This window comes from Anaerovibrio slackiae (assembly GCF_009695585.1).
In the GTDB taxonomy this organism is placed as follows: Bacteria; Bacillota; Negativicutes; order Selenomonadales; family Selenomonadaceae; genus Anaerovibrio; species Anaerovibrio slackiae.
The window spans coordinates 1-15157 of the sequence record NZ_VUNR01000027.1 but is presented as its reverse complement, the minus strand read 5'-3'; the positions used below and the strand labels follow the sequence as shown (position 1 = coordinate 15157).

Genomic DNA, 15157 nt, shown 5'->3' with positions numbered 1-15157 from the left:
AGTCCTCCGCCCTGCCACAAACTTCACTGGCAAAGCTCTGCCTCATCTCTTGTCAATTCTTTCATAACCTCAGGAAGCATTTCCTCAATATCCCCGGCTATGAGGCAGTTGCCCTTTTGCTCATAAGCCAGCTCCCCGGCCCGGCTGTGAATGTACACCCCGGCCAGCGGCTGCCTGCCCTCCATCACCTGCTTATAGAGCCCGGCAATGGTTCCTGCCAGCACATCACCGCAGCCTGCCGTTGCCATGCCCGGATTGCCGCCGTTGGAAACATAAGCCATGCCATCAGGGTAAATCACCACCGTAGTCTCGCTCTTGATGACAAAAACCGTATTGTATTCCTTGGCCGCCTCCCGGCCCAGCTCCAAAAGCTCCTCCTTCAGCTCCGGCACCGTAATCCCCAGAAGGCATGCCATCTCCCCAAGATGCGGCGTCAGCACCGGCACATGGCGGCACTTTGCCAGAAGCTCCCCCCGCTCCCGAAAAGCGTAGATACCGTCCGCATCCAGCACCAGCGGCACATCCGTACCAGCCGCAAAGGCACGCACAAAGGACTGAGCTTCCTCCGTCCTGCCCAGCCCCGGTCCCAAAAGCACCAGGTCATAGCCGGAGGCAGCCGACAAAAGCTCCTCCGCATTGTCCAGGGAAAAATGGCCGCTGCCATTATCCTGCACCGGCAAGGTCATGACCTCCGTCAGCTTTGCCTCATAGATATCGTTCAGGCTCTCAGGACATGCCAATGTCACAATCCCGGCACCAATCCCCAGGGCCGCCCGGGAAGCCAGCACCGCCGCCCCGGTCATGCCCCTGGAACCTGCAATCACCAGTATCCTGCCGCAGTTTCCCTTATGGCAGTCCACAGGCCTTGGCAGCAGCCACTGCCTGGCACCGTCCTCCAGCAAAAGCTCCTGACGGATCCTGTCATCCTCCAGAATCCCACTGGGAATCCCGATGCCGTCACTGAGAAGCTTGCCGCAGTACACAGAGCCCGGTGCAAACATCATCCCCCACTTGGGTGCACCCAGAGTGACGGTCATGGCAGCAGCCACCGCCACATCCTCCACCTGGCCGTTATCCGCCTCCACACCGCTGGGCACATCAATGGACAGCACCCTGAGCCCAGCCCGGTTCACAGCCTCAATAAGCCGCCTTGCCTCCGGCCGGAGCGTACCGTGAAAGCCGGTGCCCAAAAGGCCGTCCACCACCCCGTCAGCCGTCTTCAGCACCACCTGCAGCTTATCCCAGTCACGTTCTTCCCGAAGGTTGAACACCTCGATGCCCATGTTGCAGATGACATTGAAATTCACTGCCGCCGAAGCTGACATCCGCTCCGTCTGCCCCAGCACAAACACCTTGGGCCTGCCCCCTGCATTGGCAATATACCGCGCCGCCGCAAAGGCATCTCCCCCGTTGTTGCCGATACCAGCCACCACGCAAATCCTCTTGCCAGCCACGCCCTCCAAAAGGGAATCCAATGCCAGAAAAACCTCCCGGGCGGCATTTTCCATCAGCACCACCTCGGGAATCCCGATTTCCTGAATCGCCCGCCTGTCAATATTCCTCATCTCCGCCACTGTTGTCAGCTTCATGAACGCTTCCCCCTCATTATTCAAAAAAATACCGCGGCTTACCTGCCTCTGCCGGCCTGCTGCGCCGCAACTTTTCTCTAATTATCCCTCAAAAACACATTGTGCCACGGCATGCTCCCTGGCATGGCTGATGCTTATCCAGGCATGCTTCAGCCCCCTTGCCTCCGCCATATCCCGGAATGCACCATACAGCAAGAGCTTTGGGCAGCCCAGCTCATCATTGACTATCTCAATATCAAGCAGCCTGCCCTCCCGCAGCCCGGTGCCAAAAGCCTTCAGCACCGCTTCCTTGGCAGCAAACCGCCCGGCAAATGACTCCGCCATGCCTGCCCCCCGGCTCCGGCAGTAGGCCGCCTCCGCCTCCGTAAACACCCTCTTGACAAAGGCCTCCTTCGCCACAGCCTTCCTCATCCTGCCTATTTCAACTATGTCAACACCAATGCCTAAAATCATACTACCCCTCTACAAAAAAGAACCCCGGGCAGGGGTTCTTGAATTCTATCTTGCTACCTGATACTCAGACTTGTCCACATGCACGGAGCGCTCAATCAGCACCTCAACACGGCGGTTCTGTGCCCTGCCCTCCTCGGTGGCATTATCAGCAATTGGGCGGTACTCGCTCCTGCCCATGGCACTGAACCTGGCCGGATTCATCCTGCCATCCTGCGCAATAATATACTTCATAAAGTTAATGGCACGGGCAGAGCTCAGCTCCCAGTTGGAGGGATACGCCCCGCTGGTAATCGGCACGTTGTCCGTGTGTCCCGTGACCAGAATCCGCTGGGGAATAGGTGCCACCAGCGCCGCAATCACCGGCCCGATTTTCTGCACACCAGCCGTCAGCTCCGCAGAGCCTGACGGGAACAGCGCATTCTCCTTTATCCTGATCATCAGCCCGTCCTCGGTCAGGACTGTGCTGATTTCCTCGTTCAGGTCATTCTGCTCAATATATGTATCCAGCTGCCTCTTAACAGCCTCCATCTGCTTGTTTTCTGCCAGATAAGCCTCCATGCCGCCATCATCCGATGACACCATGTCACGGGAGCTGTTCTGTGCCGGGCCTGCCCCTTCAAAGAAAGACGGGCCGCCCATATTAAAGGCCGAACTGAAGGCCTGAGCCATCTGGGTCAGCTTCGTCTCATCCGTCTGGGAAATCGCAAACAGGCAGATGAACAGCGCCAAAAGCAGCGTCATCAGGTCAGAATACGGCAAAAGCCATGCCTCACTGGCTTCCTCCTCATGAGGAGCCGGTCTTTTCTTTCTTGCCATCAGCTTAATCCTCCTTCAAAGTCTCGCGTACAGTCTGAGGAATAAATACCATCAGCTTCGCCTCAATAGCAGCCGGGGAGTCACCGGCCTGCAATGACAATATGCCCTCGATAATCATGCGCTTCTGGCTGATTTCCTGCTCGGAAAGTATCTTCAGCTTGTTGCACAGCGGCAACCAGAGAACGTAGCCTGTGAAGATACCCAGAATGGTGGCAACGAACGCCGCTGCAATGGAATGGCCCAGCTTCTCAATATCATTCAGGTTACCCAGTGCCGCAATCAGGCCTACCACGGCGCCAAGCACGCCCAGGGTAGGTGCATAAGTACCTGCCTGGGAGAACATGGAACGGTTCTCCGCATGACGTGCCTGCATGATGGAAATCTCCGCATCCAGCACATCGCTGACAAATTCCTGCTCCATGCCGTCAACTACCATGCTGAGGCCGTTGCGGAAGAACGGGTCGTCAATCTCCTGAATCTTGCTCTCCAGTGCCAGCAAGCCTTCGCGGCGTGCCAGCTGGGAAAGCTCAACAAAGGTCTGACGAAGCTCAACTGAGGACTGCAGGTTGTTTTTGAAAAATGTCTTCTTGAACAGCGTCGGGAAATTCTTCAGCTGGTCCATGCGGAAACCGATGAACAAGCAGGAGAATGTACCGCCGATAATAATCAGGAACGCCGCCGGGTTATTCATAGCTGACAAAGGCGCACCTTTTAAAATCATGCCCACAAAGATAGAAATTACACCCAATACCATACCAATGACTGTTGCAAGTTCCAAGATAAAATCCCCCTATCCATATACATTTATTGAGTATTATTCAATAAAAAATCTGAAAGTCCTGCTAACAAACTCAATTTTCTTTAATTATACAAAATTTTTTCCCGAAAAACAAACCATTAGCCATTTTTCATGAAATTCTTAGACTTTTGTACTAAAATAATTTTCTTTTATAATAACATAAAAATCCTTAACTATTTCTAAAATATATGGTATAATAAATTTTAAATAACTTGAATTTATTACTTTAGTATATATGCACGACAAATTCGCGAATAAATTGTATCGGAGTGATCATTATGGAATTGCGACAACTGGAATATTTCCAGATGGCCAGCCGGCTGAAAAACATCACCCGGGCGGCGGAACGGCTCAATGTTTCCCAGCCCAATATCACCGTTGCCATCAAGAAGCTGGAAACGGAGCTGGGCATCAAGCTGTTCGATCGGAGCCAGAAGCAGCTTTCCCTGACACCGGAAGGCAACATCTTCCTGAACCGCATCGAGCTGGCTCTGAGAAGCATACAGGATGCCGTACTGGAAGTCAACGACTACAAGCAGCTGCAGAAGGGCACCATCAAGATAGGCATCCCTTCCATGATCGGCGCCTATCTGTTCCCGAAGATCTTCTCCAGCTTCCAGCAGCTGTACCCTCACCTGGACATCTACCTCTACGAGGAAGGCTCCATGACCATCCGGGAGCAGCTGGAGCGGGATGACCTGGACTTCGGCATCGTCATCATCTCCGATGCCTCTGCCAGCCTGCAGCTCCTGCCTATGTCCAGGAACCAGATTGTGGCGTGCATCCCTGAAAAGCACCCCCTGGCCAGTAAGAACAGCATCTCCATCAACGATGTGGCCAATGCCGACCTGATTATGCTGAAGGAGGGCTCCTTCCTCAGGCAGCTGGTACTGAGCAAAATCAAGCGTGCCAATATCATGCCTGAGATTGTGCTGGAATCCAACCAGATAGAGACAGTCAAGGGGCTGATTGCCTCCAACGTGGGCATCGCCTTCCTGCTGGACTTCATCGTCAAGGGGGCTCCGGGCATCAAGGCCGTGCCTTTTGATGACCCCATCTATGTGGATTTGGGGCTGGCATGGAAAAAGGACCGCTACATCAGCAACGCCGCCCAGTCCTTCATCGACTTCTGCCGCAATACCATGAAGGAAGGCTGATAAGCCTCATAAGTATAATAAACTATTTACAAAGTATGTAAATTCTGTTATACTACAATACTGAAAAAGAGATATTACACCAACGACAGGTGACAGGATAGCCGGAGAGAGATGCTTGCCAAAGATCAGCCGGTTATCTGTTGCCTGTTTTTTTGTGGCATGTAGTCATGATATGTGAAAATAAATTTGCAAAGAAACAGGAGGAGATTTTATGGCAAACATTAACGATAACTACTTAAAGCTGGCAGGCAGCTATCTTTTCAGGGAGACGGCCCGCAGGAGAGCTGCCTTTATTGAGGCTCATCCGGAAGCTGACGTCATTTCCCTGGGCATAGGCGATGTAACCCTGCCATTGCCACAGGCCTGCATCCAGGCCATGCACAAGGCAGTAGACGAAATGGCATCTGCCGATACCTTCCGGGGCTACGGCCCGGAGCAGGGCTACAGCTTCCTGGTGGACAAAATCATCGAGAACAACTATAAGGGGCTGGGCATTGAATCTGACGAGGTATTCGTGTCTGATGGTGCCAAGAGCGACTGCGGCAACATTCAGGAAATCTTCAGCACCGATAACACCATTGCCATCACGGACCCGGTATATCCTGTATACCTGGACACCAATGTCATGGCTGGCCGCACCGGCACCTTGCAGCCTGATGGCCGCTACCAGGGCGTCACCTATCTGGCCTGCAACGCTGAGAACAATTTCTGCCCGGAGCTGCCGGAAAAGCCCGTTGACCTGATTTACCTCTGCTGCCCGAATAATCCGACGGGCACCACCCTCACCCGTGAGCAGCTGAAAAAGTGGGTGGACTACGCCCTGGAGCATGACTCCATCATCCTCTTTGATGCTGCCTACAACGCCTACATCACCGAGGAGGATGTGCCACGCACAATCTTTGAGATTCCTGAGGCCAAAAACTGTGCCATTGAGTTCCGCTCCTTCTCCAAGACAGCAGGCTTCACCGGCACCCGCTGCGGCTACATCGTCCTGCCGAAGACCGTTACCGGCAAAGCTGCTGACGGCTCCCGGCAGGCACTGAATCCCCTGTGGAACCGCCGCCACACCACCAAGTTCAACGGCACCGCCTACATCATCCAGCGTGGTGCAGAGGCGATTTTCACCCCGGAGGGAAAGACCCAGGTCAAGGAAATGATCGGCTACTACATGGAAAATGCCCGCATCATCCGCGAGGGACTTACTGCGGCAGGCGTTACCGCCTTCGGCGGCATCAACGCCCCTTACATCTGGCTGAAAACCCCGGACAGCATGCCATCCTGGGACTTCTTTGACAAGCTCCTGAACGATGTGCATATCGTGGGTACTCCTGGCGCAGGCTTCGGCCCTTGCGGCGAGGGCTATTTCCGCCTCACCTCCTTCGGCAACAGGGAAAAGACCATTGAGGCAGTTGACCGCATCAAAAACAGCCTGAAGTTCTGACCAACGCCTGTATAAATTACTATCAGCTGCATCCTGTGCTGGATAATGCACACTTGACTTTTTTCAAAATACAGATAAAATGATTAATAGCCCTCCTTGTCGGGGGGCTATTGCATTTTTCAAAAATAAATGGAGGCATTCTTATGGTAACACTTGATTTGCAAAACCTGCTGGTGTGCAGAAACATATTAAAGGACAAGCTGGTGCAGGAGCTGGCAGAGGCCGTTGCCTCGCCTGACGATTTATCCGCCAGCCATCGCTTTGCCGGTCACCTGATGGAAAAGGCTGAGCAGGAGGGCTGGAGCGGCAACCTGATCCGCGCCCTGTTCCTGCACCTTCTTAGCCAGGAGGGCTGCCTGGCAGCAAAGATGGCAGAGGCCGCCAGTGGCAAAATCGGCACCAGCCTGCAGGATGCCTTCATTCACGATATGAAAAAGCTGCTGCCGGCACTCTCCGAAAAGGCAGTGGATATTGTCAATGTAAAGCTGCTGGATGACTATATCCCTTCCCTGCCTCAGAAGCTGGAAGCCACCGAGTACCTTGAACGGCAGCTTTCCGGCAAGGCCACCCCGGAGGAAATCACCGAGGCATTCCTGACTTACTACGCCAGGTACGGCTATGGCGAGATTGCATCCTATCCTGCCTTCTGCTGGAATACCAAGCATCAGAAGCTGCAGGGCATCCGCCACTTTGAAGCTATGGACTTTGAGGACATTATTGCCTACAAGCGGCAGAAGGAGCAGCTCATCGGCAACACCCTGGCATTTATCCGCCGCCGCCCTGCCAACAACGTGCTGCTGGTAGGCTCCCGGGGCACAGGCAAGTCCTCCGGCGTCAAGGCACTGGCCAAGGCCTACTACACTGACGGGCTGCGCCTCATCCAGATGCAGAAATCCCAGCTCAGCGACCTGCCAAAAATCATGGCAAGCCTGCGCCAGTACGCCAGCAAGCGCTTCATCATCTTCTTTGATGACCTGTCCTTTGAGGAATCCGACAGCGACTACAAGTACCTGAAGTCCGCCATCGAGGGCGGCGTGGAATCCAGGCCGGAAAACGTGCTTATTTACGCCACCTCCAACCGCCGCCACCTCATCCGTGAGACCTGGCGTGACAGGAACGACCAGCAGGATGAAATGTTCAGGAACGATAGCATCAACGAGACCATCTCCCTGTCTGACCGCTTCGGGCTCATCATCACCTATCTGGAGCCGACACAGGACGAATATCTGGATATTATCGACCACTACCTGCAGCAGGAGGGCATCTCCCTTGACCGGGAGGAGCTCCGCATCCTGGGCCACCGCTGGAACCTGGAGCACTCCGGCCGTTCCGGCCGCTCTGCCCGCCAGTTTGTCACCCACTATCTGGGACAGATGCTGGATAAATAAACCACGCGAAGCAAAATAGCCATAAAAAAGCACCCTGTTCAAAAACGAACAGAGTGCTTTTTTCGTTGCCTTCTCAGCCAAAATCATGCATAATATCATCAGCAGGAGATGTACCGGCACGGCAGGCGGTAAATCCTGCCCCTGAAAGGGGGCGCTGCCTATGACACTGTATGATTTTTTGACGTTGGCAATATCCCAATGCAGATTACCGTTCCAGCTTGCTGTCAGCCTTCTGCTGGAACTTTTCCTTGAACACAATAAACCGTTCATGGGTGCCGGAGCCGATTTCCCCGGCCTCGTCAAAGGCAGTCACCTTGAAGGAAATCCTGCGTCCCTCCACCCCGGTAATCTCAGCCACAGCCCTCACCTGCATACCCACAGGAGTAGCTGCACTATGGGCGATGTTAAGAGCCGTCCCTACGGAGGTACTGCCCTCATCCAGCAGGCTGTCCATCAGGTCGGAGGCTGCCTTCTCCATCAGGCAGCACATGGCAGGAGTAGCAAATACCTCCAGGCAGCCGCTGCCCATGGCTTTCGCCGTATTGGCAGCCGTCACTGCATCCCTGACCTCATGGGAAAGCCCGGTCCTTATCTCCTGTGCCATATCAGCCAAACACCTCGGTGAAATAGATTACCGTAACGGTATCATTCATGGTAATGCGCTTCTTGTAGATGCGCTCAAAATCAGCAATCAGCTCATCACGGGAATGAATATTGGGATTCTGCTGGCCCAAATCCTCAGAGGTCAGGTTTTCCATGGTCTTCACCCGTACCTTGTCAAGGTAAGCAGTATAGAGCCGCTTCTTCGGGGTGAACTTCTTGCCGGCAGTAATCCAGACAATGGAACCCTCAGGATACTTGTCGCTCACATCCCCCAGACGTACAGTACATCTCTTGCTGCGCTCAATCAGCATCTTTTCGTGCTTTTCGGCCTGGAAATTCAAAGACATCATAACACAACACTCCTAAACCCAATATATAAATTTCATCATCAACAAATCTCGCAACCAGCACAGCAAGATACCACAGCAATACCGCCTCCGGTCGGATTATTATTAGTTTACCATACTTTCCAGCAAAATAAAAGACCATATCCCGGATAAGAATGACAGCCCCTGCAAATAAAAAACGAGCCGCACATACTCCTGCGGCTCATTTTTTATCTCCTGCTGCCAAAGCAGGACACACATCAACAATCACTTAATCATGCGGATAACGCCTGCCAGCATAACCAGCTTCAGAACTCCGTCAACAACTGCCATATCCATAACCGTATACCTCCACAAATTCATTACACCATTTTGTACTTGCTGTGTACTTTGTATTCATTTGTGTACATTATACGTCTATGTCCAATTTCTGTGAACAGACCTTAGTCCTAGTTTCAGCTATTCCATTATAGAAGTTTTTTATGCCAAAATTAGCAAAATTGGTATAGATTAATCCATATCCCACCTATAACAAAACAGCATAGCAGCAGGTTACTCCTCAGGATTGCCCTGGTTCTGCCCATCCTCATCGAAGGCACTGCGGCTGCTCTCCGCCCCGGCAGGCACGCCATTGCCATCCCCATCACCATCGGAGTTCAGGGAAGCCTTGTAAATAGCCGTAATTGACTTGTAGGTAGTCTTCACCCTCTGATAAAGCTCGCCACCCTTCTTGCGCCCCAGAATCTGAATCAGCTTGTGATAGAACTGCATCTTGCTGTCAGACTCGGACAATGCCTCGTAGATAACCCCTGCCTGCTTGTAGTTCAGCGGTATCTTGTGGATGAGCTTAATATGGTTCAGAAGCTTGGTGCAGATGGACTGATATGCCCTGCGCTGCAGCTCCTCTGCCGTAGGCTCGGCTCCGCCGCCATTATTCGCCTCTCCTGCTTCACCATCAGCCTCATTTGCCTCTCCTGCTTCAGCTGGCTCATCTGCCTCTGGTGCAGCCTCCTCCGCAACAGCCTCCACGGCTGCGGAAAACGCATCAGCAGCTGCCAAAGCTCCGCAGGATGCACTATCTGAATCATCCCCGGCACTGCTATCCCCTGCTGCCTCATCACTGGCAGCAGCCGCCTCCGCAGCCTTATCAGCATAGTACCCATCATCAGCACCAAAAGGCGGCTCCTCAGCCCCATAGACCTCCCCTGTGCCGCCATCTGCCTGCTGGCCGTCAGCGACAACATAATCATAATCATCAGCACCTGCAGCACTGTCAAGGTTCAAATCTACAATAACCTCCTGGTCGCTCTCATCAATCCCCAGCCCGGACTGATGCTTGAGGGCACCGTCAATATCACGGCAGCGATAGATATTATCCCGTCCCTGCTTGGCAGCCATCTCAATAGCAGCATCATAGCCCTTGTCCTTGCTGATGATATAATAGCTCTCATCCGTTGAATAACTGCACATCAGAGCCGTAATCAGCTGAAAGTCCAGCGCATTCTCCACGCCATTATCAATCTTCTCAAAGCGTATCTCCGCTGCGCAGCCCATCAGCTGGCGCACCACATCAATCTTCAGCGTATCTGCCTTGCAGCTGTAAAACAGGCACACCCTGCTGCCAGCCCCCAGCTTTTCAATACCGCCCAACCCTTCGTTGTGCACATTTTCATAATCAATATAATAACTTGACACCCTAGCACCTCACAAAATTTATTTTATTTCTTTATTTTACTCTCCCAGGGCAGATAAAGCAACCGGCACACAAAAATTTGTGCAGCTAATCATCCTCGCCGCAGCTGCCCTCCACGCCCCTGACCAGCCAGTCAAAATGCTGTGAAACCTCATCATCGGACATATTCTCATCTCCTGCTACCCTCAGGACACCCCTCTGGTCGTAAATAGGGCCGTAGAAGACATCCCACTTGCCTGACCGGAACCGTGCCATAGCCGTTTCCACCAGGTTGGCAGTCCCCGGCTTCACCAGAGGCGAAAGCTCCGACAAGCCAAAAAAGCCCTCGGAAATATCCGCAAAGTACATGGTTCCCTTGAAGCGCCCCTCCATGCACTCACGCATCCTCGCCTCATAAAACTTATCCCAGTGCCATACAGAAGCTGCCAAAAAGGTATTGGGGAACATATCCGTATGCTCCATATTGTAGCCGATGCTCTTGACCCCCCTGGCATCAGCAGCCTCCAGCACGGATATGGTGTTCAGATTGGTCGCCATTACATCCACCGGAAAATCATCCATCAGCCTGTTGGCAACCTCTTTCTCCCGTTCCACGTCACTGTAAGTATGACTCCAGCGCAAATGCACCACAGCCTGGGGATTTACGCTCTGCACCCCCAGGGCAAAAGCATTGATAACCCTGATCTGCTCCGGCCTTGGAAAGCTGGACACATAGCCGATATGCCCCGTTTCCGTCTGCCTGCCGGCCACGATGCCTGACAGGTAGCATGCCTGATATATCCTGGCGTAGTAGGAAGCCAGATTTCCCTGCGCCTTCTTGCCCTTCAGCTGAAAAAACTTCACATTGCTGTACTTCTGCGCCGCCTTTTCAACAGCTGAGGCATATACATCGCTGGTGGAAAAGACAATGGTTGCCCTGTCCGCCCTTACCAGCTGGTCAATAATATGCATGGCAGTTTCCTCGTCAATGCCCTTTCCATCACCGCGCATATCATTGTCCACACGCATATTGGCGGCATCAGCATGAGGCAGGGAATCCCTGTACACCACCTGAACCTTCAAGGTGTTCTTTACATACTCAAAGCCAATGCGCTGAGCCTCATTCCAGCCTCCATCATTCAGCTTGCCGTCAAAGAGCACGCCAATCCGTATATCTCCCGTAACCGCGGATGCAAAGGGATTGCTGGCAAACTTGATGCAAAAATATCCTGCCACGCCCATCAGGAGCAGCAGTGCTACAGCAAAGGGCTTGATTAAATCCTTACTCATCACTGCCACCTCCATAGACACGCTTCTCATAGTCAGCCACCGGCTCTGCCTTGGCATAAAGCCATCCCTGCACCACATCACAGCCGCTTTCCCTGGCCATGGCTGCCTGCTCCTCAGTTTCCACGCCCTCAATCACTGTCAGCATGCCAAAGTCCCTGGCAAGCCTCACCACATTGGCAACCAGGCTGTTGTTGTGATTCCTTTCCCAGCCCAGCACAAAATTCCTATCCAGCTTCAGCACATCAGCCGGTATCTGCTCCAGCATGGACAGGGAGGAATAACCTGTACCGAAATCATCAATGGACAGCCTGAAGCCTGCCGCAGACAGCTCCTGCAGCCTGTCCACCATGGTAGCTGCATCATCAATAAAGGCGCTCTCCGTAATCTCCAGCTCCAGCATATGCCGCGGCACCCGGAAAGAATCCGCAATCATGCAGATATTTGCCACCAAAGACTTGCTGGCAAAATGGGCGCGTGAGATATTCACTGAAATCGGATACACCACCTTGCCCTCATCCAGCCAGTGGCGTATCAGGCGGCATGCCTCCTTCAGCATATACAAGTCAAGCCGCTTTATATCTCCTGTAGACTCCAGCAAAGGCACAAACTGATACGGCAGAATAAGTCCCAGCTCCGGGTGATGCCACCTGACCAGCGCCTCGCTGCCTGCCCATCCGTCAGACTGCAGATGGTGCTTTGCCTGCAAATACAGCTTCAGCTCGCGCCGTTCCAGCGCATGCTCAAAGTCCTCCTCCAGCCTTTTGCGCATCTGCTGCTCCTCGTACATCTTCTGGTCATAAAACACCACTATATTGCTGCCCTGCTTGGCATACTTAAGGGCCGTAATCGCCCGCTCATACGCCGCGTTCATGTGACCGCCCTCATCTGCTACGCTGGCACCTGCTGACAGCACTATGGTATATTCCCTGACACTGTCACGCACCTGCTCCAAAAGGTTTTGTACACGCTCCAATGCCCCTTCGCCATTCATCAGCAGGGCAAATCTGTCCGCCGTAACCCGGCACACCATCTCCCCCTGGTCTATGCCATCCTTCAGGATAGCTGCCGTCTTTTTCAGGACTATATCGCCATACTCATTGCCCATAATCATATTCAGGGCGCTGAAGGAATTGAAATCCACCACAAAAATCGTCACAGGCTTCCTGCCCTGGGTATGCCATTTGCGCCTCAGGCCTGCATAATTGTACAGGCCTGTCAGCTCATCAATATAAGCAAGCCTGATCAGCTTGTCCTGGCTCTCCCGCCTGTTGGAATCCAATGTCCACATGGCAAGCCAGAAAAGCACCGCCAGCACCATGGACGCCACCAGGACAAGGTACAATACATTATGAATCGGCGTATCCACAACCCATGCCGGCAGCATTCGGTACACATACCAGCCATCCAGCTCCGGCACCGCCACGGATACCATGTACCATTTCTTGTCAGCATTTTCAAAAGCCTCAATACCATAGTCATTGTAATAGAGCTTTTGGGAAAGACTATTCCAGTGGCTTTCATCGTTAAAGAAGGTATGGGCAGCCTGCTGGCTTTCAATTGTCATGCTGCTCACTCCCAGCTGCCAGCTATGCTGCGATGCCGCAAAGACAACGCTGTCATCATCCTCGTGATAAAAAAGGCTGTTCATGGCACTGCTGTTTAAAATCCCGTACACGGCACCGCAAACCCTGCCACCACGCCAATATGGCACACTGACAATCACATGCTCAAAAATGCCGCTGCAATGATACTGTATTTTCTCATAGCCCCGCATGGTCTGCTGCAGCACAGGCAAAATATCATAAGGTGCCTTATCGCCATAAATCATCTCCCCCTGAGGAGTAACTGCTCCTATGAGGATAAAATCCTTCAAGGCAGGATTTACCTTGCGAATGTACTCATTTAGCTCACTCCTGCTGTTTGTTTGGGACTCCGCTACAGAATTCACATATCGCAATGTTTCATAGTACTTTTTTATCCGTTCATCAATCAAGTGCCTGGACTGAACGGTCTTCTCCACCATATTAGTTTCCGCTTCCCTGTACATGATCTGGGATAGTGCATACTGACAGGCTCCCATGCAGAGCATTAAAAGCATCCCCAGCACAATCAAAGCTTGGAAACTGTCATTCTTTTCATGAAGTGTAAACTTCATACTGTCCACCTCAACTGCTTACCATTTATTTTCTTACTGTCCTGCTGTTTTACTACCAAATATCTACAACAAATTACCCAAATAAAGTCATATATAGAGTATTCGCCATAAAATGTAAATATCCTGCAAATATTTAAAAATTTCAATTTTTTCGTTGTGGAAATCCCAATGGGGGGAGAGGCAATGCCAATGCAGGCACGCTCGCGCTACTATCCGCGCCTAGCGGATGCTAAGCTCTCGCTTCGCCTTCGGCTCGCGAATTGCTAAGCACCGAGGCGCGTCTCAGTGCCCTGCATTGGCACCGCCATCTCCCCCCATCACTTCCCTGCCAACATTTACTATCCTGCAATAGCAACCTGCCTCCCCCCAACCATACAAAAAAATTGAAAAGGAGAGCCGGAAAGCTGACGAAACCTGCAACTGCCATCAATTATGCAAGCCTCCATGCTCTTACTAGTAGAAATCCTTGCATAAATGTTGGCAGTTTCAAGCTTCGTCAGCTACCAGCTCCCATTGACGGGTAGATGCAAGCCCCATGTTATGTAATGTGTAGCGTACATTTTGTAGCGTTGATTATTCTGTTGTATCTGTTCAGACCAAGAAAGGGCAGGTGTGGCATGTACCCAAAGAAAACCTTGAGTGCAGCCTCGCTTCTTAGCGAGTGCGAGCGTAAGCGATGCAGGAGCTTAGAAGCGCGAGGCGCAGGGGATGACGAAACCCTATTGACATGAATTAGTTTCGAGGATAAATCCTTGTATGCTAGGCGGAGGAGGAAGGCATGGTGGTTCCATGCCGACCGACGACAACAACGCAGACAAGGATTTAGACCGAAAATAATCATGGAAATAGGGTTTCGTCATCCCTCCGAGCGAGAGCGTGTTTTCTATGGGTACTGCCAATACCTGCCCCCTTCATAGTCTGAACAGAGTCCACGAACTTCCAAGCACGAAAAAAAGAGGCTACCTTGCAGTAACCTCTCTTGCTCTAACCGGCAACTTCCTATCCTCCCAGGCCGGTCGCAGTGAAATACAGCGAACCCGCTGTATTTCACTGGGTGACATGCCACCGGCATGTCACCCTCCAAGCAAGTCCCTTGGCTGGAGACGGTGACTATATAACAAAAAAGAGACTGTCCTTAGACAATCTCTTTCTAACCGGCAACTTCCTATCCTCCCAGGCCGTCTCCAGCCAAGTACTTTCGGCGTTTATGTGCTTAACTACTGTGTTCGGAATGGGAACAGGTGGAGCCACATAGCCATCATCACCGGATTATGCTGTTGTATACATTCACATGTACACACAAAACTATACAGAAACAAGTCATGAATTGACGTTTTAGGGTTGTAATTAAGCCCTCGACTTATTAGTATTGGTCCGCTTCACATGTTGCCACGCTTCCACTCCCAACCTATCTACCTTGTCGTCTTCAAGGAGTCTTACCAGATTGCTCTGTGAGAGATCTCATCTC

The 15157-nt window shown here is 52.2% G+C and carries 12 protein-coding genes and 2 rRNA genes; 3 read left to right on the top strand and 11 right to left on the bottom strand.

All coding sequences use genetic code 11. The annotated features are described in order from the left end of the window. Positions 1 to 23: 23 nt before the first annotated feature. The 4 genes from FYJ84_RS11525 to motA form a co-directional block, all read right to left on the bottom strand. Positions 24 to 1589 (bottom strand): NAD(P)H-hydrate dehydratase, encoded by a 1566-nt coding sequence (locus tag FYJ84_RS11525; protein WP_154407757.1) that lies wholly within the window; start codon positions 1587 to 1589, stop codon positions 24 to 26. Between the two features lie 81 nt (positions 1590 to 1670). After that, positions 1671 to 2042, bottom strand: a complete 372-nt coding sequence (gene acpS / locus FYJ84_RS11520) for a holo-ACP synthase (RefSeq protein WP_154407756.1) — start codon at positions 2040 to 2042, stop codon at positions 1671 to 1673. 45 nt (positions 2043 to 2087) lie between these two features. Further along, the gene (locus FYJ84_RS11515) at positions 2088 to 2858 is read right to left on the bottom strand and encodes a flagellar motor protein MotB (RefSeq protein WP_154407755.1); all 771 of its coding nucleotides are present in this window, start codon (positions 2856 to 2858) and stop codon (positions 2088 to 2090) included. Between the two features lie 4 nt (positions 2859 to 2862). Then, positions 2863 to 3636 carry a flagellar motor stator protein MotA gene (gene motA, locus FYJ84_RS11510; RefSeq protein ID WP_205764226.1) on the bottom strand — a complete coding sequence of 258 codons (774 nt, stop codon included), beginning with the start codon at positions 3634 to 3636 and terminating at the stop codon, positions 2863 to 2865. Positions 3637 to 3935: 299 nt separating this feature from the next. Here motA and FYJ84_RS11505 point away from each other — a divergent pair, with 299 nt between their 5' ends. The 3 genes from FYJ84_RS11505 to FYJ84_RS11495 all read left to right on the top strand — a co-directional run bounded on the left by FYJ84_RS11505 (position 3936) and on the right by FYJ84_RS11495 (position 7643). Continuing rightward, positions 3936 to 4814: a LysR family transcriptional regulator gene (locus FYJ84_RS11505; RefSeq protein ID WP_154407754.1), complete on the top strand. Its 879-nt coding sequence runs from the start codon at positions 3936 to 3938 to the stop codon at positions 4812 to 4814. Between the two features lie 211 nt (positions 4815 to 5025). Then, positions 5026 to 6255, top strand: a complete 1230-nt coding sequence (locus FYJ84_RS11500; RefSeq protein ID WP_154407753.1) for an LL-diaminopimelate aminotransferase — start codon at positions 5026 to 5028, stop codon at positions 6253 to 6255. 143 nt (positions 6256 to 6398) lie between these two features. Then, positions 6399 to 7643, top strand: coding sequence for an ATP-binding protein (locus FYJ84_RS11495; protein WP_154407752.1), 1245 nt, complete (start codon positions 6399 to 6401; stop codon positions 7641 to 7643). 205 nt (positions 7644 to 7848) lie between these two features. Here FYJ84_RS11495 and FYJ84_RS11490 read toward each other — a convergent pair whose 3' ends face one another. The 7 genes from FYJ84_RS11490 to FYJ84_RS11460 all read right to left on the bottom strand — a co-directional run. Further along, a complete protein-coding gene (locus FYJ84_RS11490) occupies positions 7849 to 8247 on the bottom strand; it encodes a thioesterase family protein (protein ID WP_154407751.1) in 399 nt (132 codons plus the stop codon). 1 nt (position 8248) lies between these two features. Beyond that, complete coding sequence (locus FYJ84_RS11485; protein WP_154407750.1) at positions 8249 to 8596, bottom strand: ASCH domain-containing protein; 348 nt, start codon at positions 8594 to 8596, stop codon at positions 8249 to 8251. Between the two features lie 528 nt (positions 8597 to 9124). After that, positions 9125 to 10267, bottom strand: coding sequence for a PIN domain-containing protein (locus tag FYJ84_RS11480; protein ID WP_154407749.1), 1143 nt, complete (start codon positions 10265 to 10267; stop codon positions 9125 to 9127). Positions 10268 to 10352: 85 nt separating this feature from the next. Beyond that, positions 10353 to 11534, bottom strand: a complete 1182-nt coding sequence (locus FYJ84_RS11475; RefSeq protein ID WP_205764225.1) for a BMP family ABC transporter substrate-binding protein — start codon at positions 11532 to 11534, stop codon at positions 10353 to 10355. Continuing rightward, complete coding sequence (locus FYJ84_RS11470) at positions 11527 to 13689, bottom strand: putative bifunctional diguanylate cyclase/phosphodiesterase (protein ID WP_154407747.1); 2163 nt, start codon at positions 13687 to 13689, stop codon at positions 11527 to 11529. Before FYJ84_RS11470 ends, FYJ84_RS11475 begins: the two co-directional genes overlap by 8 nt. Before the next feature lie 1152 nt (positions 13690 to 14841). Continuing rightward, a 5S ribosomal RNA gene (rrf, locus tag FYJ84_RS11465) occupies positions 14842 to 14958 on the bottom strand. Between the two features lie 74 nt (positions 14959 to 15032). Continuing rightward, a 23S ribosomal RNA gene (locus FYJ84_RS11460) occupies positions 15033 to 15157 on the bottom strand; the annotation flags it as partial.